Source organism: Kineococcus gypseus (assembly GCF_050871305.1).
Taxonomy (GTDB): Bacteria; Actinomycetota; Actinomycetes; order Actinomycetales; family Kineococcaceae; genus Kineococcus; species Kineococcus gypseus.
This window is the reverse complement of record NZ_JBJLRD010000001.1, coordinates 106,530-128,384: the sequence shown is the minus strand read 5'-3', so window position 1 is coordinate 128,384 and position 21,855 is coordinate 106,530. Positions and strand designations below refer to the sequence as shown.

The following is a 21,855-nucleotide window of genomic DNA, read 5'->3' as shown; positions in this document are numbered from 1 at the left end:
CGGGCACGACGGCCGCGCGGCACGGGGGCCGCGCCGGTCTCAGCGCAGGCCGGCGGCCCGCTCGGCGGACTCGACGACGTTCGTCAGCAGCAGCGCGCGCGTCATCGGCCCCACCCCGCCGGGGTTGGGGGCGACGAAGCCGGCGACCTCGGCGACGTCGAGGGCGACGTCGCCGGTGAGCTTCGCCTTCCCGGTGGCCGGGTCCAGCACGCGCGAGACGCCCACGTCGAGCACCGCGGCGCCCGGCTTGACGACGTCGCGGGTCACCAGGCCCGGCACGCCCGCGGCGGCGACGACGACGTCGGCCCGGCGCAGGTGCGAGGCCAGGTCGCGGGTGCCGGTGTGGCACAGCGTCACGGTGGCGTTGGGGTGCCGGCGGGTCAGCAGCAGCCCGATCGGGCGGCCCACCGTCACGCCGCGGCCCACGACGACGACCTCCGCGCCGTCCAGGGGCACGTCGTGGCGCAGCAGCAGGTCGATCACCCCGCGCGGGGTGCACGGCAGCGGGGAGGTGATCTCCTCGCGCACCCGCAGCACCAGCCGGCCCAGGTTCGTCGGGTGCAGGCCGTCGGCGTCCTTGGCCGGGTCCACCGCTTCCAGCACGCGGTTGGCGTCCACGCCCGACGGCAGCGGCAGCTGCACGATGAACCCCGTGCACGCCGGGTCGGCGTTCAGCTGCGCGACCTCGGCCTCGATCTCGCCCTGGGTGGCCGTGGCCGGCAGCTCCACCTGGATCGACTCGATGCCCACCTCGGCGCAGTCGCGGTGCTTGCCGCGCACGTACGACGCCGAGCCGGGGTCGTCGCCGACCAGCACGGTGCCCAGGCCCGGCACGACGCCGCGCTCGCGCAGCACCGCCACGCGCTCCTTCAGATCGGCCTTGACCGCCGCCGCGGCGGCCCGGCCGTCGAGGACGACCGCGCTCACGCGAAGGTCTCCGCGGCCGGGTACAGCGGGAAGCGCTCGGTCAGGCGGGCCACGCGCGCGCGCAGCGCCTCGGCGTCGAAGGTGGGCTTGAGCGCCTGGGCGATGACGTCGGCGACCTCGGTGAACTCCTCGGCGCCGAAGCCGCGGGTGGCCAGCGCCGGGGTGCCGATGCGCAGGCCGGAGGTGACCATCGGCGGGCGCGGGTCGAAGGGCACCGCGTTGCGGTTGACCGTGATGCCGACCTCGTGCAGGCGGTCCTCGGCCTGCTGGCCGTCCAGCTGGGAGTCGCGCAGGTCCACCAGCACCAGGTGCACGTCGGTGCCGCCGGTCAGGACGGAGACGCCGGCGCCGGCCACGTCGGGCGCGGTCAGGCGCTCGGCGACGATCTTCGCGCCCTCCAGGGTGCGCTGCTGGCGCTCGCGGAACTCCTCGCTGCCGGCGACCTTGAACGCCACCGCCTTGGCCGCCACGACGTGCATGAGCGGGCCGCCCTGCTGGCCGGGGAAGACCGCCGAGTCGACCTTCTTGGCCCACTCGCCCGTGGTAAGGATCAGGCCCGAGCGCGGGCCGGCGAGGGTCTTGTGCACCGTGGAGGTCACCACGTGGGCGTGCGGCACCGGGGAGGGGTGCAGCCCGGCGGCCACCAGGCCGGCGAAGTGGGCCATGTCGACCATGAGGTGGGCACCGACCTCGTCGGCGATCTCGCGGAACGCGGCGAAGTCCAGCTGGCGCGGGTACGCCGACCAGCCCGCGATGATCAGCTTGGGGCGCGCCGACAGGGCGGTGGCGCGCACGACGTCCATGTCCACGCGGAAGGTCTTCGGGTCCACGCCGTAGGAGGACACGTCGTACATGCGGCCCGAGAAGTTGATCTTCATGCCGTGGGTGAGGTGGCCGCCGTGGGCCAGCTCCAGGCCCAGGATGCCGTCGCCGCCGCGGATGAAGGCGTGCATGGCCGCGGCGTTCGCGCTGGCGCCGGAGTGCGGCTGGACGTTGGCGTGCTCGGCGCCGAAGAGCTCCCTGGCGCGGGTGCGGGCCAGCTCCTCGGCCACGTCGACGTGCTCGCAGCCGCCGTAGTAGCGCTTGCCCGGGTAGCCCTCTGCGTACTTGTTCGTCAGCACCGAGCCCTGCGCCTGCAGGACCGCGCGCGGGGCGAAGTTCTCGCTGGCGATCATCTCCAGCGTGTCGCGCTGGCGGCCCAGCTCGGCGTCCAGGACGGCGGCGATCTCCGGGTCGACCTCGGACAGCGGCCGGTCGGTGACCCCGGCGCTCGCGGTGGGGGTGGGCAGGACGTCGGTCACGGTGCGCTCCTCGGGCTCGGGCGGCGGTGTCGACGCGAGGCCCAGGCGGACGACCCCGTGAACGGCGGGCACCGCCCGCGGGGGCGCCCGTTGCCGCTCCCCGGTGGTCCCCCACCTTCGCCAGTCGCGGCGGGACCAGCCTAGCCCAGGGCTCAGCGCGGGACCGCGGCCTCGAGGACCGTGCGCATCTTCGCGGTGGTCTCGCGCACCTCGGCGTCGGGGTCGGAGCCGGCGACGATGCCCGCGCCGCCGAAGATGCGCAGCAGCCGCCCGCGCACCTCCGCGCAGCGCACGCCGACGACCCACTCGCCGTCGCCGTCGCCGTCCTGCCAGCCGACCGCGCCGGTGTAGCCGCCGCGGTCCAGGCCCTCCACCTCGCGGATGACCTGCAGCGCCGCCCGGCGCGGGCTGCCGCCCACGGCCGGCGTGGGGTGCAGCGCGGCCACCAGGTCCACCGAGGTGGTGGCGGTGTCGCTGAGCAGGGCCGTCACGCGCGTGGCCAGGTGCCACACGGTGGGGGTGGCCACCAGCTCCGGCTCCGGGGCGCTGACGGTGCGGCACAAGGGGCGCAGCGCCTCCACCACGGCCTCCACGACGTAGGCGTGCTCGCGGCGGTCCTTGTCCGAGGCCATCAGGGCGTCGGCGCGGCGCAGGTCCTCCTCCGGCTCGGCCGAGCGCGGCACCGAGCCCGCCAGCGGGCGCAGCAGCACGCTGGGCCCGCGCCGGCGCAGCAGCAGCTCCGGGCTGGCCCCGACCAGCCAGCGCCCGCCCGGGCGCTGCGGGTCGTCCACGGGCACCGCCAGCGTCGTCGCGTCCGGGTTGCGCGCGGCCAGCTCGGCGACCAGGTCGGGCACCGACCAGTCCACCAGCGCGGTCAGCTCCAGGGAGCGGGCCAGGACGACCTTGTGCACCTCACCGGACCCGATGCGCTCCAGCGCCCGGCGCACCTGCGCGGCGTACACCTCCGCGCCCGGGCGCGGGCGGCTGCTGGCGACGGTGGCGCGCGCGGGCAGGTGCCCGCGCGGGGGCGTCAGCGGGCCGGGGGTGCGCACCGCCGGGCCCACCCGCAGCGCGCCGGGGGCGGTCAGGTCCAGGGGCACCACCCCGGCGACCACCACGCCCTCCGGCTCGTCGTCCAGGACGCGCACCGTGCGGCGCAGCTGCTCGGCGCCGGAGCCGCCGGGCACCAGCGGGCGCGGGCCGGTCTGCACGAGGGTGCTCTTGGCGTCGGAGAAGACGGTGGCGCCCGCGCGCACCGCGAGGGCTGCCGGCGCGGGTTCTGGCACCCACCCACCCTAGGCTTCAGCGTCGTGAGCGCACGCCCGAGGGTCCTGACCCTGTCCTGCCCCGACCGCCCCGGCATCGTCCACGCCGTCACGGGGGCCCTGGTGGCGCTGGACGCCAACATCACCGAGAGCCAGCAGTACGGGGACCCGGACACCGGGTTGTTCTTCATGCGGGTCGCCTTCGACGCCGACGCCGGCGACGAGGCGCTGCGCGCGACCCTGGGCGTGGTCGCCTCCCGCTTCGACCTCACGTGGGACCTGCGCGACGCCGCGGACCGGCTGCGCACGCTGGTGATGTGCTCCAAGCAGGGCCACTGCCTCAACGACCTGCTCTTCCGGCACCGCTCGGGCGACCTGCCGGTGGACGTGGCCGCGGTGGTCTCCAACCACACCGACCTCGCGCCGCTGGCGCAGTTCTACGGCGTGCCCTTCCACCACGTGCCGGTGGTCACCGGCGACGCCGCCTCCAAGGCGGCCGGGGAGGCGCGGCTGCTGGAGCTCGTGGCCGAGCTGGACGTGGAGCTGGTGGTGCTGGCCCGCTACATGCAGATCCTCTCCGACGACCTGTGCCGGCGGCTGTCCGGGCGGGCGATCAACATCCACCACTCGTTCCTGCCCAGCTTCAAGGGCGCCAGGCCGTACCACCAGGCCCACGCGCGCGGCGTGAAGATCATCGGCGCGACGGCGCACTACGTCACGGCCGACCTCGACGAGGGCCCGATCATCGAGCAGGAGATCGAGCGCGTCGACCACCGGTACGCGCCGGCCGACCTCGTGCGCCAGGGCCAGGACGTCGAGGCGCGCACCCTGGCGCGCGCGGTGCGCTGGCACGCCGAGCACCGCGTGCTGCTCGACGGCAACCGCACCGTCGTCTTCCGCTGAGGGTCCTGCGCCCGGCGGCCCGGGTCCCGGCCGGGTCCCGGGCCGCCGGGGGGCTCAGCCCCCGGCCGGGTCCAGGCGCAGGTGCTCGGCCTCGATGCGGTCCGCGCGCTGCAGGTCCTCCTCGAAGTCGACCTCGACGACGTCGAAGGGCGAGACGTCCACCGGCCGCACGCGCAGGCCCCGGCGGGCGACGGCCGTCTCCAGCCCGCGCTCGAAGTAGTCCGTGTCGGCGCAGGCGCGCAGCTCCTCGACGAGCAGCGCCTTGTCGGCGGCGGAGACGTAGTTGATGCCCACCGCCTCCCCCAGCCCGCCCTCGACGGTCTTGGACAGCTCGCGCACGTACCCGTCGGCGTCGACGGTGTACTTCACCTCCTCCTCGCCCACGGCCGCGGTGTTCACGCACACGAACGTCTCGTCGCGCTCGATCCACGGCTGCACGTGCCGCAGCACGCGCGGGTCGAAGACGACGTCGCCGTTCACCCACAGCACGCCGCCGCGGTGGGAGGTGGTCAGCGCGCGCAGCAGGCTCTTGGAGGTGTTCGTGGAGTCGAACAGCTCGTTGTAGGCGAAGCGCAGGTCCGGGTGGGCCTCCATGACGACGTTCGCCTTGAACCCCACGACCACCGCGATGCGCACGTCCCCGCCGAGCACGCCGCGCAGGTTGTCGACCTGCTGCTGCATGATCGTGCGCCCGTCGCGCAGGCGGGTCTGCGACTTCGGCAGCGGCCGGCCCAGCCGCGTGCCCAGGCCCGCGGCGAGGACGACGGCCTGCACCTGCGCGGCGCTCACCGGGGCACCCCCGCGCCGGGCAGGACCGGGCCCCGGACCCGGTCGGCGGCGTGGACGTCCCCGGCGCGGACGTCGACGCGGGCGAGCAGGCGCTCGCGCAGGGCCCGGGGGTCGCCGGAGCACCGCCCTGCGGAGCTGTGGCAGACGATGTTCACGCTGGTCCCGTCGTTCGGGCCGGGACGGGCGCCGGTTCGGCCCGCCGCCGGCGGAGTCGTCCATGATGCCCGCCCGCGCGCGGCGGGCGCACGCGTCCGGCCCCCGCACCGCTGGTGCGGGGGCCGGACGGGCAGCCGGGCGGGCCGGGCGGGCCGGGCGGGTCAGGCCAGGCGGGTGCGCAGGTTCTCGTCGAGCGTGGCGAGGAACTCCTCGGTGGTCTGCCACGACTGCTCGGGACCGACGAGCAGGGCGAGGTCCTTGGTCATGCTGCCGCTCTCGACGGTCTTGACGACGACGTCCTCGAGGGTCTCGGCGAAGCCGGTCACCTCGGGGGTGGAGTCGAGCTTCCCGCGGTGCGCCAGGCCCCGGGTCCACGCGTAGATCGAGGCGATGGGGTTCGTCGAGGTCGGCTTGCCCTGCTGGTGCTGGCGGTAGTGGCGCGTGACGGTGCCGTGGGCGGCCTCCGCCTCGACGACCGAGCCGTCCGGGGTGGTCAGCACGGAGGTCATCAGGCCCAGCGAGCCGAAGCCCTGCGCGACGGTGTCGGACTGCACGTCGCCGTCGTAGTTCTTGCAGGCCCACACGTAGCCGCCCTCCCACTTCAGGGAGGCGGCGACCATGTCGTCGATGAGGCGGTGCTCGTAGGTGATCCCGGCCGCGTCGAACCTCGCCTTGAACTCGTTCTCGAAGACCTCGGCGAAGATGTCCTTGAAGCGGCCGTCGTAGGCCTTCAGGATCGTGTTCTTCGTGGACAGGTACACCGGGTACCCGCGCGCCAGGCCGTAGTTCAGCGAGGCGCGGGCGAAGTCGACGATGGAGCTGTCGAGGTTGTACATCGACAGCGAGACGCCGGCGCCCGGGGCGCGGAAGACCTCGTGCTCGATGGGCGCCGAGCCGTCGGCGGGGGTGAAGGTCACCGTCAGGGTGCCCTCGCCGGGGAACGTGAAGTCGGTGGCGCGGTACTGGTCGCCGAAGGCGTGGCGGCCCACGATGATCGGCTTGGTCCAGCCCGGCACCAGGCGCGGCACGTTCGAGATGATGATCGGCTCGCGGAAGATGACGCCGCCGAGGATGTTGCGGATCGTCCCGTTGGGCGAGCGCCACATCTTCTTCAGGCCGAACTCCTCCACGCGCGCCTCGTCCGGCGTGATGGTGGCGCACTTGACGCCGACGCCGGCCCGCTGGATGGCGTGGGCGGCGTCGATCGTGATCTGGTCGTCCGTCGCGTCCCGGCTCTCGATGCCGAGGTCGAAGTACTGCAGGTCGACGTCCAGGTAGGGGTGGATCAGGCGGTCCTTGATGGACTGCCAGATGATCCGGGTCATCTCGTCGCCGTCGAGCTCGACGACCGGTCCCTGCACCTTGATCTTGGCCACGCGCTGTCTCCTCCTGACCGTGGGCCGGCCCGCTGCGGGACGGCATCGTCTCGACGTCAAGCTACCGGGCCCGGGGGCCTCGGGCGCCACCGCCCGCGGCGGCGGGCGGAACCCGTCCGCGCGGGTGGGTACGCTGCCGCCCCGTGAGTGGTCTCGACGTCCCCGTCCACGCCCCCGCCGCCAGCGGCCCGGCCGGCGCGGGCCCGCGGGACGGCGCGCAGCCCGACCCGCGCAGCACCGCCGGCAAGCTCGCCGAGCTGCACCGCCGCGCCGAGGCCGCCGTGGCCGCCGCCGACGAGCGCGCCGCGGCCCGCCAGCACCCGCGCGGCAAGAAGACCGCCCGCGAGCGCATCGCCGCCCTGGTGGACCCGGGCTCCTTCGTGGAGCTCGGCGGCTTCGCCCGCTCGCGCGCCACCGCGTTCGGGGTGGCCGACAAGCACGTCGACGGCGACGGGGTGGTCACCGGCCACGCCACCGTCGACGGGCGGCCGGTGGCCGTGTACGCGCAGGACTTCACCGCCTTCGGCGGCTCCCTCGGCGAGGTCCACGGCGCCAAGATCGCCGCGCTGCAGGAGTGGGCGGCCACCACCGGCTGCCCCGTGGTGGGCATCAACGACGGCGGCGGCGCGCGCATCCAGGAGGGCGTGGCCTCCCTGGTGCAGTACGCGCGCATCTTCCGCCGCAACGTGCGCGCCTCGGGCGTGGTGCCGCAGATCTCCCTGATCGCCGGGCCGTGCGCGGGCGGGGCGGTGTACTCCCCCGCCCTGACCGACTTCACCGTCATGGTCGACGGCACCAGCCACATGTTCGTCACCGGCCCCGACGTGATCCGCACCGTCACCGGCGAGGACGTCGGCTTCGAGGAGCTGGGCGGCGGGCGCACCCACGCCTCGCGCTCGGGCGTGGCGCACCACCTCGCCGAGGACGAGGACGAGGCGATCGGCTGGGTGCGCGACCTGCTCTCCTTCCTGCCGAGCAACAACCTCTCCGAGCCGCCGCTGCTGCCGGCCGAGGAGGTGCGCGGCCTGGAGGTCGACGAGCACGACCTCGCGCTGGACTCGATCGCGCCGGACTCGGCCAACCAGCCCTACGACATGACCGCCGTCGTCTCCGCGGTCCTGGACGACGGGGAGTTCCTGCAGGTGCACGAGCTCTTCGCCCCCAACGTCCTCACCGGCTTCGGCCGGGTGGAGGGCCGCACGGTGGGCGTCGTGGCCAACCAGCCCGCGCAGCTGGCCGGCACCCTGGACATCGACGCCTCCGAGAAGGCGGCGCGCTTCGTGCGCACCTGCGACGCCTTCAACGTGCCGGTGCTGACGTTCGTGGACGTGCCCGGCTTCCTGCCGGGCACTGACCAGGAGTGGGGCGGCATCATCCGCCGCGGCGCCAAGCTGCTGTACGCCTACGCCGAGGCGACGGTGCCGCTGGTCACGGTGATCACCCGCAAGGCGTACGGCGGGGCGTACATCGTCATGGGCTCCAAGGAGATGGGCGCCGACGTGTGCCTGGCGTGGCCGACCGCGCAGATCGCCGTCATGGGCGCGCAGGGCGCGGTGAACATCCTGCACCGCGGCGCGCTGAAGGCGGCCGCCGAGGCCGGCGAGGACGTCGAGGCCCGCCGCCGCGAGCTGGTCGCCGAGTACGAGGACGAGCTGGCCAACCCGTACGTGGCCGCCGAGCGCGGCTTCGTCGACGCCGTCATCGCCCCCTCCGAGACCCGCGTGCACGTGGTGCGGGCGCTGCGGGCGCTGGCCACCAAGCGCGCCGACGCCCCGGCGCGCAAGCACGGGAACATCCCGCTGTGAGCGCGCAGCCGGCCGAGCCCGCGGGGACCGGCGGCGGGACCGCCGCCGGGACCGCCGCGGCGGCCCTCTCGCTGCTCAGCGACCTGCGCATCGAGCGCGGGCACCCCGAGCCGGAGGAGCTGGCGGCGCTGACGGTGGTGCTGACCACCCTGGCCGCCGCCCCCGCGGTGCCGCCCCCGCCGCCGCCGGCCTCGCGCTGGGCCGACCGCCGCCGCGCCCTGGGCCTGCCGCCGGCGCCCGGGCCGGGCGCCTGGCGGGCCAGCGCGCTGCCGCGGTGAGCGCGGCGGCGGGCCCGGCGGGCGCGGCGGCGGGTGCGCCCGCCCCCCGCCCGCGCGGGGCGGTGCGGGTGGTGCACGCCGCCGACGTGCACCTGGACTCCCCGCTGCGCGGCCTGCGCCGCCTGGGCGACGACGCCGTCGCGCAGACCCTGCGCGCGGCCACCCGCGGCGCCCTGGAGCGGCTGGTGGCGCTGTGCGAGGACAGCGGCGCCGACGCCCTCCTCCTGGCGGGCGACCTGTACGACGGCACCTGGCACGACTACGCCACGGGCCGCTTCTTCACGCGCCAGGTGCAGCGCCTGGCCGACTCCGGCGTGCGCGTCTTCGTCGTCTCGGGCAACCACGACGCCGAGAGCCAGATCACCCGCTCGCTGACGCTGCCGGCCAACGTGCACCGCTTCGGCGTCGACGGCGCGGGCACCGAGGTGGACGAGCACCTGGGCCTGGCCGTGCACGGGCAGGGCTACCGCACCCGCGCGGTCTCCACCAACCTCGCCGCCGGCTACCCGGCGCGGGTGCCGGGCCTGGTCAACGTGGGGCTGCTGCACGCCACCGTCGACGGCAGCCAGGGCGAGCACGAGCGCTACGCGCCGTGCTCGGTGGCCGACCTGACGGCGCTGGGCTACGAGTACGTGGCGCTGGGGCACGTGCACGCGCGCGAGGTGCTGGCCACCGGGCGCACCACGGTGGCCTACTCGGGCAACCTGCAGGGCCGCCACCCGCGCGAGACCGGCCCCAAGGGCGCCTACGTCGTGGACCTGCTGCCCGACGGGGAGGCGTCGCTGGCCTTCCACGCCCTGGACGTGGCGCGCTGGGAGTCCCTGGAGGTCGACGTCACCGGCGCCGCCGACGTCGCCGGGGCCGCCGAGGCGCTGCGCGAGGCGCTGCTGGGCGCGCGCGAGGGCGCCGGGGACCGCCCGCTGGTGGTGCGCGCGACCCTGACCGGGCCGACGGCCGCGGCCGCGGACCTCGCCGACGCGGAGCGGCTGCGCCAGGAGGCCGAGCAGGTCGCCGAGGGCGCCGGGGTGGTGCTGGAGAAGGTCGAGTCGCGCGCTCGGGTGCCGCGCGCCGGCGGCGGCGACGACCCCGAGCTCGTCGAGGCGGTGCGCCGCGCCGCCGAGGCGCTGGCGCACGACCCGGCCCTGACCGGGCACGTGCGCGCGGTGCGCAACGAGGTGGGCCGGCTGCTGAAGGAGGCGGACCTGCTGGACCTGGGCGACCCGCGGGCGCTGCGCGCGCTGGCCGAGCGCGCCGCGGAGGACCTCGTCACGCGCCTGGGCGGGGGCCGCTGATGCTGCGCGAGGTGCGCCTGGCCCCCTACGGCGCCTTCGAGGCCGCCGCGGTGGCCCTGGGCCCGGGCCTGACGGTGGTCGTCGGGCCGAACGAGTCGGGCAAGTCCACGCTGCTGGCGGCGGTGGAGGACCTGCTGTGGGGCTTCGAGAAGAGCCCGCGCTACGCCTTCGCGCACGCCCGCGCCCGGCTGCGCGTGCACGCGCGCTGGGACGACGGCAGCGGCGCGCGCGAGCTGGTGCGCTCCTCGCGCGGGCTGCTGGAGGGCGCCGGCGGTGAGCCGGTGGCCCCGCCGTGGGAGCAGGACGGCTGGGACCGCGCCGCGTGGGCGCAGCGCCTGGGCATGGACCACGAGCGCCTGCGCGCGGGCGGGCGGCTGGTGCTGCGCGGGGCGGGCGACCTGGCGGCGCTGGTCTTCAGCGCCCACCACGGCAGCGGCGCGCAGGAGCTGCTGGAGTCGCTGGACGCCGAGGCCGAGCGGCTGTGGCGCCCGCGCGGGCGCTCGGCGCTGAAGGACCGCCTGGCCGTCATCGAGGCGCTGGACGCCGAGCTGGGCCGTACCGCCACCCGCGCCGGGGCGGTGGACGCCGCCCGCGAGGAGCTGGCGGCGGCCCGCGCGGGCGCCGAGCGCGCCGACGCCCGCTGGCGCTCCGCGCGCGGCGCGCACGAGGCCGCCGAGCGGCGGGTGCGCCTGGCCCCGCGGGTGCGCGCGGCGCTGCGCGAGCGCGAGCGCGCCGCGGAGCTGGCCGCATGGCTGGCCGGCGCCGGCGGGGCGCTGCCCGAGGCGGCCGTGGCCGCCCACGACGCCGCCGTGGCCGCCCGCGAGGGCTCGGTGGCCGCGCTGGAGGCGCTGGAGCTGCGGCGCCGGCGGCTGGTGGCCGAGCGCGGGCGCTGCACGGTCGAGGAGGACGTGCTCGCCGCCGGCGAGGAGCTCGACGCGCTGCTGGACGCGCGCCAGGCGCGCGCGCAGGACGCCGAGGACGCCGCGGCGGCGCGGCGCGCGGCCGCCGAGGCGCTGCGCGAGGCGCGCGGCGCGCTCGCCGAGCTGGCCCCGGTGCCCGACGGGCCGCTGGAGGAGGTCGTCCCCGCCCTGCTGGCGCGGCTGCGGGTGCCCGCCGACCGCGCCGCGGACCTGTCCGCGCGGGCGGCGGCGTGCGCGCGCGCCGAGGAGGAGCTGGCCCGCGCCGAGGAGGAGCTGGCCGCCGCGCGCAGCGCCGCTGAGCGCCACGCGAGCGCCGCGGAGGTCGCCGAGGAGGACGCCGCGGCGCTGCGCGAGCTGGTCGCCGCCGCCGAGCGGGAGGGCTCGGCGCCGCGGGCGTGGCGCGCGGCGCTGGCCGAGCGCGACGCGCGCGCGGCCGCGGCGCGCGCCGCCGCCGTCGAGGCCGGCGCCGCCGACCCGGACGCGGCGCTGGCGCGGCAGCCCGCGCTGGACGCCGCGCTCGTGCGCGAGCACCACGCCGAGCTGCTGACGGCCGCCGCGGAGCTGGAGCGGGCCACCGGCGAGCGCGAGCGGTGCGCGGCGGCGGCGCGCGCGGCCGCCGCCGCGCTCGCGCAGGCCGCCGGGGGCGCCGGCGGTGCCGGCGAGGAGGAGCTGCGGGCCGCGCGGGCCGCGCGCGAGGCCGCCTTGGAGCCGGTGCGCGCCGGCACCGCGCTGGACGCGACGGCGGCCGCGGCCCTGCTGGCGGCCGTGGCGCGCGCCGACGCCGCCGCCGACGCGCTGCTGGAGCACGCCGAGGCCGCCGCGCAGCTGCGCCAGCTGCGCCGCGACGCTGAGCGCGCCGCCACCCGCGAGAGCGCGGCGCTGGCCGCCGAGGAGGGCGCCCGCGCCGCCGTCGAGCACGCCCGCGCGAGCCGCGACGCGCTGTTCACCGCCGCGGGGGTGCGGGTGCCCGAGCAGGACCCGGCGCCGGTGCTGGCCGCGCTGGAGCAGCTGGGCGCCGAGCGGGCCGCGGCCGCGGCCGCCGACGCGCGCGCGCTGCGCCTGCGCGACGACGCCGACGCGCAGCTGGCGCGGTTGGCGCTGGTGCTGGAGCGCTGCGGGCGCCCCGGCGCCGCCGACGCCGGGCTGGAGCCGGCGCTGGAGGCGGCCCGCACGGTCCTGGCCGCCGCGGCCAGCGCCGCCGCCGAGCGCGCGCTGGGCGCCGAGCGCGAGCGCGCCGCGCAGGAGGCCGCGGAGCGGTGCGCGCGCCGGGCGGAGGCGGCCGAGCGCGCCGCGCGGGCCTTCACCGCGGCCGCGGACGCCGCCGGGCTGCCGCAGGGGCTGGGGCCGCAGGGCTGGGAGGCGCGCGCCCGCACCCTGGCGGTGGCCGCCGAGCGCGCGGACGCCGCCGGCGCGGACCTGGCCCGCGCCGGGGTGCGCGAGGAGCGCGCCGCCGCGTTCGCCGCCGCCGTCGCCGACGTCGCCGCCCGCCTGGGCGTCGCGCACGGGCCCGGCGCGGCGGGCACGGCGGGGTCGGCGGGCGCGGCGGGGCCGGGCGCGGACCCGCTGGCCGCGGCGCTGCCGGTGCTGGCGGCGCTGGCCGAGCGGCTGCGCACCTCCCGCGCCGACGAGCGCACCGCGGCGGCCCTGGAGCAGCAGCTGGCCGAGGTCGCCGACGAGCGCGCGGGCGAGCTGGCCCGCGGCGAGGCCGCCGGGGCGCAGCTCGCGGCGCTGCTGGTCGCGGGCGAGGAGCCGTCCGCGCTGGCCGAGCGCGCCGGGCGCAGCGCCGCGCTGCTGGCCGCGCGCGCCGCCGAGCGCGCCGAGCTGGACGCGCTGGCCGCCGAGGTGGGCGCGGCGGGCGTGGAGGAGCTGCTGGCCGAGGTGGGCGCGCGCACCGACGCGGACCTGCGCACCGACGCCGAGCAGCTCGCCGTGGCCGACGACGAGGCGCACGCGGCGTGGGCCGAGGCCCAGCAGGGCGTGGGCCGCGCCGGCACGGAGCTGGAGCGCCTGAGCAGCGGCGCCGACGCCAACGTGCTGGCCGCGCGGCGCGCGGAGGCGCTGGCCGAGCTGCAGGCGGACACCGAGCGCTACGTGCAGGTGGACCTGCAGCGCACCGTGCTGCGCCGGCAGCTGGAGGAGTTCTCCACCGCGCGCGCCAACCCGCTGCTGGAGGAGGCCGGGCAGGTGCTCTCCGTGCTGACCGGGGGGCGCTGGACGGCGCTGAGCGCCCTGGACGACGGCGGCAGCCGCCGGCTGGCGGTGCGCCGCGGCGACGGGGAGGTGCTCGAGGGCGCCGACGGGCTCTCCGAGGGCACCGCGGACCAGGTCTTCCTGGCGCTGCGCCTGGCCGCGATCGCCGCCGAGCACCGCGGCCGGGTGCGCGCCGGCGCCGGCCCGCTGCCGGTGGTGCTCGACGACGTGCTCATGACGTTCGACGAGGGCCGCACCGGCGCGGCGCTGTCGGCGCTGGCGCAGCTCTCGCGCGAGGTGCAGGTGGTGCTGCTGACGCACCACGCCGACGTCGCCGAGCGCGCCGAGCGCCTGGCCGGCGAGGGGCACCCGGTGACGGTGTCGCGGCTGCCCGCGCCCGCGGCGGCGCAGGACCTCGCCGCGGCGGCGCGGGCGGCGGCGGCCGCCCCGGCGCGCCCCGCGCGCGGGGCGGGGGCGCTGGGGGCCGACCCGCAGCTGGTGCGGGCGTGGGCGCGCGCGCAGGGCCGGCGCGTCGCCGACCGCGGCCGGGTCAGCGAGCAGCTCGTGCTGGACTACCTGGCCGCCCACGACCTCGAGCTGGACCTCGGCCTGGGCTGAGGGACCGGGGCGCGCAGGACGGCGCGCGACAGCGGGGTGCGCCGGGCGGGGCGCCTCAGGCCAGCGCGGCGGGCAGCTGCTCCAGCTGCAGCAGCATCCACGGGCTGAACGGCGACGGGTCGGCGGCCACCTCGGCGCGCAGCTCGTCCAGGTGCACCCAGCGCCAGGCGCCGACCTCGTCGGGGTTGGGCGCCAGCTCAGCGCTCAGGGTGGCGGTGAAGACCGGGCACACCTCGTTCTCGACGGTGCCGTCGGCCATGCGGGCGCGGTAGCGGAACGTGGGCAGCACCGGCGCCACGGCGCCGACCGCGGTGCCCAGCTCGTCGCCGGCGCGCCGGTGCACGGCCTCGACCGGCTCCTCCCCCGGGCCGGGGTGCCCGCAGAAGGAGTTCGTCCACACCCCCGGCCAGGTGCGCTTGGTGTCGGCGCGGCGCGTCAGCAGCGTGCGGCCGGTCCCGTCGAGCACCCAGCACGAGAACGCCAGGTGCAGGGGCGTGGCGGTGTGGTGCACCTGGGACTTCGGCGCCGTGCCGCACGGCACGCCGTCCTCGGTGAGCAGGACGACGAGCTCGGGGGTCCCGGGGTCGGCGGGGGCGAGGGCGGCGCTGGCGGCGGTCACCGCTGCACCGTACGTGGACGCCGCCGCGCGCGCACGGACGCGGGTGGGCGCGGCGCACGCCCACCCGCTCAGACCAGCGAGCCCGCCCGGCCGCCGGCCGCGGCGACGGCCTCGTCGAGCTCGGCGCCCAGCGACAGCTCCTCGCCGTCGGCCAGGCGCTGCTCCAGCTCGCGCACCCGCGGCACGACGAGCTCGCCGAAGGCCTCGACCTCCTCCTTCACGTGCAGGAAGCCCAGCAGCAGCAGGTCCACGCCCACCAGCGAGTACGCCAGCACCCGGCGGGCCACCTCGTCGGGGGTGCCCACCAGGCCGGTGCGGAACCCGTCGTTGTACTGCACGAGGTCGCGGAACTCGCTGTCCGCCCACATGCCCTTGCGGTCCTTCGTGGCGTTGCCCGCCTCCTGCACGGCGGCGCCGAAGCCCTCGACCTTGGCGACGTCGGCCTTGGCGACGATCTCCTCCAGGACCGCCTCGGCCTCCTCGCGGCTCTCGCGCACGACGGCGAAGCCGTTGAGCCCGAAGCGCACCGAGCGCCCGGCGGCGGCGGCGAGGGCGCTGACCTCGCGCACCTGCTCGGCGGCGCCGGCGATCGGCTTGCCGTTCATGAAGTACCAGTCGCTCACGCGGGCGGCCATCCCCTGCGCGGCGGTGGAGTTGCCGCCCTGGAACAGCTCCGGCTGCAGCGTCGGCTGCGGGCGGAAGGTGATGTCGCGGGCGGAGAAGAAGTCGCCGTCCTGGGAGTAGCCGTCCTGCGACCACACCCCGCGCAGGTAGCTGATGAACTCCTCGGACTGGCGGTAGCGCTCGTCGTGCTCGTGCCAGGTCACGCCGAGCTGGGTGGCCTCGTCCTTGAACCAGCCGGAGACGACGTTCAGCGCCAGGCGGTTGCCGGTCAGCTCCTGGGCGGTGGCGGCGAACTTCGCCAGCACGCCGGGGTGCCAGAAGAACGGGTGCACCGCGGCGATCACCTTCAGCCGCTCGGTGGCCAGCAGCAGCGCCAGCGAGAACGAGGTGGACTCGTGCTGGGCGTCGGCGCCGTAGGAGGCCAGGTAGCGCACCTGGGTGAGGGCGTAGTCGAAGCCGGCGCGCTCGGCCGCGCGCGCCACCTCGACGTTGTAGGCGGGGTCGTGGCTCGTGCGCTGCTCGATCGTGGAGACGACGAGGCCGCCGGAGACGTTGGGGACCCAGTAGGCGAACTTCACGGGCATGCGGTGGCTCTCCTCCATCGGTCCTGGCGGTAGCACCGGCGCGCGGGCGCGGTTGCTGCGGCGTCGTGGAGCCAGGTCTCTCGGCCGCTCTGGATGGTCGCCGCGAGCCTAACCCGCTGCCGGCGGCGGGCGCCACGAGGGCGGCGGGGGCAGCGGCGGCGTCCGGGCAGGGCCCCTCAGCCCCAGCCGGTCAGCGCCCGCACGCCCGCCGTCGAGGCCGCCGCCAGGAGCACCACCACCAGGAACGGCGCGCGCAGCGCCAGCGCGAGCGCGGCGACGCCCACGCCCACCAGGCGCGCGTCGGCCACGAGGCGGTCGCCGTCGGAGGCGGCCTGCACGACGACGAGGGCGGCCAGCAGCGCGGTGGGCAGCAGCGCCGATCCGCGGCGCACGCGGGGGTGCTCCAGCCACCGCGGCGGCACGAGGTGCCCGGCCAGCTTCAGGGCGTAGGCCAGCGCCGCGGCGGCCAGCACGGCCGTCCAGGTGCTCACCGCTGCCCCGCCGCCCGAGCCCCGCGCGAGCCGCGCCTCCCGCGCAGGCCGGCCAGCAGGGCGACCGCCGCCGCGGCGACCACGGGCAGGCCCACCGGCACCACGGGCACCAGGGCGGCGGCGACGAGCGCGGCCACCACCGCCACCGCGACCGGCTCGCGCCGGCGCAGGCGCGGCCACAGCAGCGCCAGGAACGCGGCCGCGGCCGCGGAGTCCAGGCCGTAGCGGCGCGGGTCGCCCAGCGCGTCGCCGAGCAGCGCGCCGGCCAGGGTGGTGAGGTTCCAGCCGGCGAACACCGTCGCGCCGGTGACCCAGAACCCCGCGCGGCGGGCGGCGTCGGTGCCCTGGGCGGCGCCCACGGCGGTGGACTCGTCGATCGTCCAGTGCGCCGCGAGCAGCCGCCGGGCGCCGCGCACGCGCAGGAAGGTGCCCACCTGCACCCCGTACAGGGCGTTGCGGACCCCCAGCAGGGTGCTGGCGGCCACCGCCGAGGCCGCGCTGCCGCCGCCGCCGAGGACGCCGACGAGCGCGAACTGCGAGCCGCCGCTGAACAGCAGCAGCGAGGTGGCGCAGGCCTGCAGCACGCTCAGGCCGTTGGCCACGGCCAGCGCGCCGAGGCTGACGCCGTACACGGCGGTGGCCGCGCCCACCGCCAGCCCTTGCCGCCGGGCGGTGCGCACCGCGGCGGCGGTGGGCGCGTCCGCGGGCCCGGGTCCGGGAGCGGGTCCGGGCTCGCGCTCGGGCTCGGGCGCGCTCACGACGGCGGCAGCGACCAGGCCAGCGCCGCGCAGGCGGCGGCGAGCACCAGCAGCACCGCGGTGTCCAGCGCGCGCGAGCGCACCGCCAGCGCCCCGGCCGCCCGCACCGGCAGCACCAGGCGCAGCACGGCGGCCACCGCCAGGTCGGCGCCGAGCACGAGCCCGCCGGTCACCGGACCGGCCAGCACCGTGAGCACCAGCGCCAGCAGCGCGCCGGCCGCGACGGCGCCCAGGACCGCCGCGCCCGCGGGCGGCACGCGCTCGGGGGTGCTGGGCGGTCGACGTGACACGCCCGGCACGGTACCGACGCGCACCGCCCGCTGGGCGGGCACGCGCCGGTGCGCGCCCCCGCGCGCTCCCCGCACCCGCTGCCCCGGCCGCGGCGTCAGTGCGCGAAGTGGCGCGCGCCGGTGAAGTACATCGTCACGCCGGCCTCGCGGACGGCGGCGACGACCTCCTCGTCGCGCACGGACCCGCCCGGCTGCACGATCGCGCGCACCCCGGCGTCCAGCAGGATCCGCGCGCCGTCGGCGAACGGGAAGAACGCGTCGGAGGCGGCCACGGCGCCGCGGGCGCGCTCGGCGCCGGCGCGCTCGACGGCCAGGCGGCAGGAGTCCACCCGGTTGACCTGGCCCATGCCCACGCCGACGGAGGCGCCGCCGCGGGCCAGCAGGATCGCGTTGGAGCGCACCGAGCGCACCGCGCGCCAGGCGAACTCCAGGTCGGCCAGGGTCTCGGCGTCGGCGGGCTCGCCGGCCGCCAGGGTCCAGCCGGCCGGGGAGTCGCCGTCGGCGTCGACGCGGTCGAGGTCCTGCACGAGCACCCCGCCGGAGACCGGGCGCCACTCGGCGCTGCCGCGCGCGTAGCCCTCGGGCAGCTGCAGCAGGCGCACGTTCTTCTTGCGCTGCAGCACCTCCAGGGCCTCCGGCTCGAAACCGGGGGCGACGACGACCTCGGTGAAGACGTCGGCGACCTGCGCGGCCATCGCGGCGGTGACGACGCGGTTGGCGGCGATGACGCCGCCGTAGGCGGAGACGGGGTCGCACGCGTGCGCCTTGGCGTGGGCGTCGGCGACGTCGGTGCCGGTGGCGATGCCGCAGGGGTTGGCGTGCTTGATGACGGCCACGGCCGGGGCGGTGAAGTCGTGCGCGGCGCGCAGGGCGGCGTCGGCGTCGACGTAGTTGTTGTACGACATGGCCTTGCCGTGCAGCTGCACCGCCTGCGCGATGCCCGGCGCGGAGGCCGGGTCGGCGTAGACGGCGGCGCGCTGGTGCGGGTTCTCGCCGTAGCGCAGCACCGCGGTGCGCTCCAGGGCGACCCCGGCCACGGCGGGCCAGCCCTCGTCGCCGGCGTCCAGGGCCTGCTCGGCGAACCAGCCGGCGACGGCGGTGTCGTAGGAGGCGGTGTGCGCGAACGCCTCGGCGGCCAGGCGCCGGCGCTGGGCCTGCGTGAAGCCGCCGGCGCGCAGCGCCTCGAGGACGTCGCCGTAGCGGGCGGGGTCGGTGACGACGGCGACGCTGGGGTGGTTCTTCGCCGCGGCGCGCACCATCGAGGGGCCGCCGATGTCGATCTGCTCGACCACCTCGTCGAAGCCGGCGCCGGAGGCGACGGTCTCGCGGAACGGGTAGAGGTTGACCACCACGAGGTCGAAGGGCTCCACGCCCAGCTCCTCGAGCTGGCGCACGTGCTCGGGCAGGCGGCGGTCGGCGAGGATGCCCGCGTGCACGCGCGGGTGCAGGGTCTTCACCCGCCCGTCGAGGCACTCGGGGAAGCCGGTGAGCTCCTCCACGGGCGTGACCGGCACGCCGGCCGCGGCGATGCGCGAGGCGGTGGAGCCGGTGGAGACCACGGCCACGCCGGCGGCGTGCAGGCCCGCGGCCAGCTCCTCCAGGCCGGACTTGTCGTAGACGCTCACCAGGGCGCGCCTGACGGGCTGGCGCGGCTCGGTCTGCTCGGCGGTCTGCTCGGCGGTGGGGTTCTCGGCCATCGGCTCGCGGGGTCCTCTCGGGGCGGGCGGGTCAGCGGGGGGCGGGCAGCTCGCCACGGGCGAGGCGGGCCACGACGTCGACGAGCAGGCGGCGCTCGACGTCCTTGATGCGCTCGTGCAGGGACTCCTCGTCGTCGCCGTCGAGGACGCGCACGGCCGCCTGGTCCAGGATCGGGCCGGTGTCCACGCCGGCGTCGACGAGGTGCACGGTGCAGCCGGTGACGCGCACGCCGTGGGCCAGGGCGTCGCGCACGCCGTGCGCGCCGGGGAACGAGGGCAGCAGCGCGGGGTGGGTGTTGACCAGGCGGCCGCCGAAGGCGTCCAGCAGCGGGGCGCCGACGATGCGCATGAACCCCGCCAGCACCACCAGGTCCGGCTCGTGGGCGGCCACGGCGGCGGCCAGGGCCGCGTCCCAGGCGGCGCGGTCGGGGTGCTCGGCGGGCGGGACGGCGAAGGTGGCCGCGCCGGCGGCGCGGGCGCGCTCCAGGGCGCGCGCGCCGGGCTTGTCGGAGCCGACGGCCACCACGGTGAACGCCTCCTCGCGCGCGTCGAGCAGCGCCTGCAGGGTGGAGCCGGACCCGGAGGCGAGGACGACGACGCGCGCTGGCACGTGCACCGACGATAGTGGCCGCGGCGCCCGCCCCGGACGCGCGGGCCAGGATGGCCCGGTGAGCACCGACCCCTTCGTGGCCGCCGCCGACCTCGCCGCCGAGCTGGACGCCGCGCGCGGCGCCATCGCCGCCGCGCCGGGCGCCGCGGGCCTCGTGCTGCTGGACGTGCGCTGGCGCCTGGGCGACGCGACCGGCCGCGAGCGGCACCGCGCCGGGCACCTGCCCGGCGCGGTGTTCGTGGACCTCGACGCGGAGCTGTCCGCGCCGCCCTCGCCCGCCGCCGGCCGGCACCCGCTGCCCGCGCCGGCGGACCTGCAGCGCGCCGCGCGCCGCTGGGGCGTGCGCGCGGGCTCCCGCGCCGTGGCGTACGACGACGCCGGCGGGGCGGCGGCCGCGCGCGCCTGGTGGGTGCTGCGCTGGGCGGGCTTCGAGGACGTGCGGCTGCTGGACGGCGGGCTGGCCGCCTGGCGGGCGGCGGGCCTGCCGCTGGAGGCCGGGGACGTGGTGCCCGCCCCGGGCGACGTGGTGCTGGGCCCGGGCGGCGCGCTGCCGGTGGTGGACGCCGAGGGGGCCGCGGCGCTGCCGGGGCGCGGGGTGCTGCTGGACGTGCGCGCCGCCGAGCGCTACCGCGGCGAGGTGGAGCCGGTGGACCCGCGCGCCGGGCACGTGCCGGGCGCGCGCAACCTGCCGCCGGGCTCGCTGGTGGACGCCGACGGCCTGCTGCTGGCGCCGGGCGAACTGCGGGCGCGGCTGGCGGCGGCGGGGGTGGCGCCGGGCGTGCCGGTGGCCGCCTCGTGCGGCTCGGGGGTCTTCGCGAGCCTGGCCGTGGCCCAGCTGGCGGCGGCGGGCGTGGACGCCGCGCTGTGGCCGGGCTCGTGGTCGCAGTGGTCGGCCGACCCCGACCGCCCGGTGGCCACGGGCCCGACCCCCTGAGGCGCCGGACCCGGCACCTACCTGCCGGGGCCCTGCGGTCCGCTCGGCCCCCCGGGCCCGTCCAGCTCGTGCGACCCCTCCGGCCCGTCCGGCCCGTCCCCCTCGCGCCCGCGGCGGGAGCGGCCGAGCAGGCCGCCGGCGGGCCGCCCCGGCGCGGACAGGTCCAGCACGACGCGGGTGCCGCGCCGGGCGCGCACCGCGCGGCGCAGCAGCACCGCCAGCACCCCGCCGGCGGCCACCTCCCCGGCCACGGCCAGGCCGGTCAGCAGCGGGTGGGGGCCCAGCTCCGCCATGCGCCCGGAGCCCAGGGGGCCGGAGGCCGCGGCGGCCAGCACCGCCACCGCGACGCCGGTGAGCGCGCCGGTGGCCCCGGCCACGGCCGCGCCGTGCGCGGGCCCGGCCGGCTCGCCGGCGCCGCGGCGCAGCAGCGCGGCCGCGGCGCCGACGAGCACCGGCAGCGCCACGACGGCCCAGGTGGCCACCGGCGTGGCGCCCTCGGGGGGCAGCGCCCCCAGCACCGGCAGCGCCGGCAGCGTCGCCAGGCTCGTGCCGCCCGGCGCCACGGAGGTGGCCGTGCCCACCGCGAAGCCGGGGCCGGCCACCCAGGCCAGCCCCCACACCGCCAGCGTCGGCAGCAGCAGCGCCTGCCCCAGCGTCAGCAGCGCCCCGCCCAGCCAGCCGGCGCGCAGCGAGCCGTGCAGCAGCAGGACGTCGGCGCGCCCGGCGACCAGCGCCACCGCCACCGCCAGCGCGCCCAGCGCCGCGAGCGCGGCCGTGCACGCCGCGGCCGGCCGCAGCGCCTCGGTGAGCACGGGCACGCGCCGCAGCGGCGGGCGGTGCGCGCGGGCGCCGAGCGCGAAGCCCGCGGCGGCCACGGCGGCGCCGCCGAGCAGGGCGTGCAGCGGCCCGGCCGCCGACACGCCGCTGCGGGTGACCAGCGCCAGCAGCATCGCCAGCACCCCGTACCCGGCGGCGAAGACGCCCGCGCCGGGCCAGAAGGGCACGTCGCGCCCGGCGTCGACCTGGTCGCGCACCCAGGTGCGCACCGCCCGCGCGGACGAGGCCACCGCCAGCAGCGTCACGCCCAGCGGGACGACGCCGAGCGTGCCGCCGACCACGGCCACCGGCGCGCCGTGGCCGAGCAGCCACGCGTCGGCGCCCACCCGCACCACCGCCGCCAGGGAGGAGGTCGAGCGCACGGCGCCCAGCCAGGCCAGCACGGTCAGGACGGCGACCGGCACGAGCAGGGTGAGCACCGCGCGCACCGCGGCCGTCAGCAGCGGCAGCAGGTCCGCGGGGGTCGGGCGGGGGGTCTTCGGGGCACCGGCGGGGCGGTCGACGAGCGTGGACATCGCCCCCATGCTCCCCCGCCGGGCGCGCCGCCGCGTCCGCGACGCGCCCGGCGGGGGTCGGGCGGGGGCCGGGCGA

At 78.3% G+C, this 21,855-nt stretch carries 19 protein-coding genes and 1 riboswitch; of the genes, 6 read left to right on the top strand and 13 right to left on the bottom strand.

Annotated features, from left to right (window positions below):
* Window positions 1-39: 39 nt before the first annotated feature.
* The 3 genes from ACRYMN_RS00580 to ACRYMN_RS00570 form a co-directional block, all read right to left on the bottom strand.
* Window positions 40-927, bottom strand: coding sequence for a bifunctional methylenetetrahydrofolate dehydrogenase/methenyltetrahydrofolate cyclohydrolase (locus ACRYMN_RS00580; RefSeq protein WP_432490890.1), 888 nt, complete (start codon window positions 925-927; stop codon window positions 40-42).
* On the bottom strand, window positions 924-2,228 hold the full coding sequence (glyA, locus tag ACRYMN_RS00575) for a serine hydroxymethyltransferase (RefSeq protein WP_432490889.1): 1,305 nt from the start codon (window positions 2,226-2,228) through the stop codon (window positions 924-926). Before glyA ends, ACRYMN_RS00580 begins: the two co-directional genes overlap by 4 nt.
* A 152-nt stretch (window positions 2,229-2,380) precedes the next feature.
* Window positions 2,381-3,514: an isochorismate synthase gene (locus ACRYMN_RS00570; RefSeq protein ID WP_432490888.1), complete on the bottom strand. Its 1,134-nt coding sequence runs from the start codon at window positions 3,512-3,514 to the stop codon at window positions 2,381-2,383.
* A gap of 24 nt (window positions 3,515-3,538) precedes the next feature.
* On the opposite strand from ACRYMN_RS00570, the gene purU reads away from it, so the two are divergent.
* The gene (gene purU, locus ACRYMN_RS00565; RefSeq protein ID WP_432490887.1) at window positions 3,539-4,396 is read left to right on the top strand and encodes a formyltetrahydrofolate deformylase; all 858 of its coding nucleotides are present in this window, start codon (window positions 3,539-3,541) and stop codon (window positions 4,394-4,396) included.
* 54 nt (window positions 4,397-4,450) lie between these two features.
* Here the strand turns inward: purU and ACRYMN_RS00560 are convergent, their stop codons facing one another.
* Complete coding sequence (locus ACRYMN_RS00560) at window positions 4,451-5,185, bottom strand: phosphocholine cytidylyltransferase family protein (protein ID WP_432490886.1); 735 nt, start codon at window positions 5,183-5,185, stop codon at window positions 4,451-4,453.
* Between the two features lie 317 nt (window positions 5,186-5,502).
* Complete coding sequence (locus ACRYMN_RS00555; RefSeq protein ID WP_432490885.1) at window positions 5,503-6,717, bottom strand: NADP-dependent isocitrate dehydrogenase; 1,215 nt, start codon at window positions 6,715-6,717, stop codon at window positions 5,503-5,505.
* Window positions 6,718-6,974: 257 nt separating this feature from the next.
* On the opposite strand from ACRYMN_RS00555, the gene ACRYMN_RS00550 reads away from it, so the two are divergent.
* The 4 genes from ACRYMN_RS00550 to ACRYMN_RS00535 are packed head-to-tail and all read left to right on the top strand — an operon-like array spanning window position 6,975 to window position 13,820.
* Complete coding sequence (locus ACRYMN_RS00550) at window positions 6,975-8,522, top strand: acyl-CoA carboxylase subunit beta (RefSeq protein WP_432490916.1); 1,548 nt, start codon at window positions 6,975-6,977, stop codon at window positions 8,520-8,522.
* Entirely contained in the window at window positions 8,519-8,800 is a 282-nt protein-coding gene (locus tag ACRYMN_RS00545; protein ID WP_432490884.1) for an acyl-CoA carboxylase subunit epsilon, read from the top strand. Before ACRYMN_RS00550 ends, ACRYMN_RS00545 begins: the two co-directional genes overlap by 4 nt.
* The gene (locus ACRYMN_RS00540) at window positions 8,797-10,092 is read left to right on the top strand and encodes a metallophosphoesterase family protein (protein WP_432490883.1); all 1,296 of its coding nucleotides are present in this window, start codon (window positions 8,797-8,799) and stop codon (window positions 10,090-10,092) included. The genes ACRYMN_RS00545 and ACRYMN_RS00540 overlap by 4 nt, the downstream gene beginning before the upstream one ends.
* Complete coding sequence (locus ACRYMN_RS00535) at window positions 10,092-13,820, top strand: AAA family ATPase (RefSeq protein WP_432490882.1); 3,729 nt, start codon at window positions 10,092-10,094, stop codon at window positions 13,818-13,820. Before ACRYMN_RS00540 ends, ACRYMN_RS00535 begins: the two co-directional genes overlap by 1 nt.
* 55 nt (window positions 13,821-13,875) lie before the next feature.
* Here the strand turns inward: ACRYMN_RS00535 and idi are convergent, their stop codons facing one another.
* The 7 genes from idi to purN all read right to left on the bottom strand — a co-directional run bounded on the left by idi (window position 13,876) and on the right by purN (window position 19,493).
* Window positions 13,876-14,439, bottom strand: coding sequence for an isopentenyl-diphosphate Delta-isomerase (gene idi / locus ACRYMN_RS00530; protein ID WP_432490881.1), 564 nt, complete (start codon window positions 14,437-14,439; stop codon window positions 13,876-13,878).
* 68 nt (window positions 14,440-14,507) lie between these two features.
* Window positions 14,508-15,665, bottom strand: coding sequence for a dimethylsulfone monooxygenase SfnG (sfnG, locus tag ACRYMN_RS00525; RefSeq protein ID WP_432490880.1), 1,158 nt, complete (start codon window positions 15,663-15,665; stop codon window positions 14,508-14,510).
* Window positions 15,659-15,747, bottom strand: a riboswitch (SAM riboswitch). It overlaps the preceding gene by 7 nt.
* 76 nt (window positions 15,748-15,823) lie before the next feature.
* Entirely contained in the window at window positions 15,824-16,138 is a 315-nt protein-coding gene (locus ACRYMN_RS00520; RefSeq protein WP_432490879.1) for an AzlD domain-containing protein, read from the bottom strand.
* Window positions 16,135-16,896: an AzlC family ABC transporter permease gene (locus ACRYMN_RS00515; protein WP_432490878.1), complete on the bottom strand. Its 762-nt coding sequence runs from the start codon at window positions 16,894-16,896 to the stop codon at window positions 16,135-16,137. Before ACRYMN_RS00515 ends, ACRYMN_RS00520 begins: the two co-directional genes overlap by 4 nt.
* Window positions 16,893-17,186, bottom strand: coding sequence for a DUF3017 domain-containing protein (locus tag ACRYMN_RS00510; RefSeq protein ID WP_432490877.1), 294 nt, complete (start codon window positions 17,184-17,186; stop codon window positions 16,893-16,895). Before ACRYMN_RS00510 ends, ACRYMN_RS00515 begins: the two co-directional genes overlap by 4 nt.
* Before the next feature lie 95 nt (window positions 17,187-17,281).
* Window positions 17,282-18,883 (bottom strand): bifunctional phosphoribosylaminoimidazolecarboxamide formyltransferase/IMP cyclohydrolase, encoded by a 1,602-nt coding sequence (gene purH / locus ACRYMN_RS00505; RefSeq protein ID WP_432490876.1) that lies wholly within the window; start codon window positions 18,881-18,883, stop codon window positions 17,282-17,284.
* 31 nt (window positions 18,884-18,914) lie between these two features.
* Window positions 18,915-19,493: a phosphoribosylglycinamide formyltransferase gene (purN, locus tag ACRYMN_RS00500; protein WP_432490875.1), complete on the bottom strand. Its 579-nt coding sequence runs from the start codon at window positions 19,491-19,493 to the stop codon at window positions 18,915-18,917.
* A gap of 58 nt (window positions 19,494-19,551) precedes the next feature.
* Here purN and ACRYMN_RS00495 point away from each other — a divergent pair, with 58 nt between their 5' ends.
* Window positions 19,552-20,427: a sulfurtransferase gene (locus ACRYMN_RS00495; protein WP_432490874.1), complete on the top strand. Its 876-nt coding sequence runs from the start codon at window positions 19,552-19,554 to the stop codon at window positions 20,425-20,427.
* A 17-nt stretch (window positions 20,428-20,444) separates the two neighbouring features.
* Here ACRYMN_RS00495 and ACRYMN_RS00490 read toward each other — a convergent pair whose 3' ends face one another.
* Window positions 20,445-21,779, bottom strand: coding sequence for a cell division protein PerM (locus ACRYMN_RS00490; protein WP_432490873.1), 1,335 nt, complete (start codon window positions 21,777-21,779; stop codon window positions 20,445-20,447).
* Window positions 21,780-21,855: the final 76 nt, after the last annotated feature.